Raw genomic sequence first — 888 nt, 5'->3', positions numbered from 1 at the left:
AATAGATTAACCTCAAACTTCTAATTCTTATAAATAATGAAAAACACCCAACTTATCTAGCACATCTAAAGACAATTGTTTACGTAGAGCAATATCATCACCAGCTTTCATTTGCATATTTAAAGCAAATGCCACCACTTGCCCATCTGCCTTTTCAACAAAACCCACATACCAACCCACTTGCGGGTCTACAGCCATTCCCCAGCCACTTTTAGCATATAGACGATTCTCCCCTCTGCGCTCTACATACAACATCTCTTTCACTTGTTGCTGAACTTCAGGTTTAAAAGGCAATTGCCCTTGGGCTAAATCATACACAAACTTTACTTCTTGTATAGGTGTAATTGTCAAAGGCCCTTTCAACCAAAATTGATCAACTTCCGTGCCTATTTGCATATTGCCATAACCAATACGTTGCAATTCACTTTGCATTAAGCTTGGACCAATACGACGTGCCAATTCTTGATATACAGGCACTGTAGATGCTTGCATGGCTTCGCCCAAAGTAAAATCTTTGTCCCATGCTTTAAAAAAAACGTGGCTTTCCATCCCACTTAAATATTTCTGTAGATGTTGCTTTATGATTTTCTAAACCAATTAGTGCATTGGCAATTTTAAATGTAGATGCAGGAATATAAGCTGTTTTTGCTCGGTCTAAATGCGTGCCATATTTTTTAATATTTTGACCATCATATGTGACAAACACAGCATCAGCTGAGATTTCATTAAAAAGCGCTTGAACATTCTGATCGATGATTGAGTTATTCACTTGTGGAATTGTACTTGTTTTTGCTCGACTCATACTATGCTCAGCACAAGCCCCAATACTTATGCTTAAGCAAACTAAACTCAATATTTTTAATAATTTCATGATATACAACTTTAAAA

At 36.6% G+C, this 888-nt stretch carries 1 pseudogene; it reads right to left on the bottom strand.

The features are described from left to right. Positions 1-27 precede the first annotated feature (27 nt). Positions 28-871: pseudogene (locus EXE10_RS21090) on the bottom strand (carbapenem-hydrolyzing class D beta-lactamase OXA-58). Between the last annotated feature and the right edge of the window lie 17 nt (positions 872-888).

The organism is Acinetobacter sp. WCHAc060033, assembly GCF_004209125.1.
GTDB classification, from domain to species: domain Bacteria; phylum Pseudomonadota; class Gammaproteobacteria; order Pseudomonadales; family Moraxellaceae; genus Acinetobacter; species Acinetobacter wuhouensis.
The sequence above is the reverse complement of the archived record's forward strand: the minus strand, read 5'-3'. Positions and strand labels throughout refer to the sequence as shown.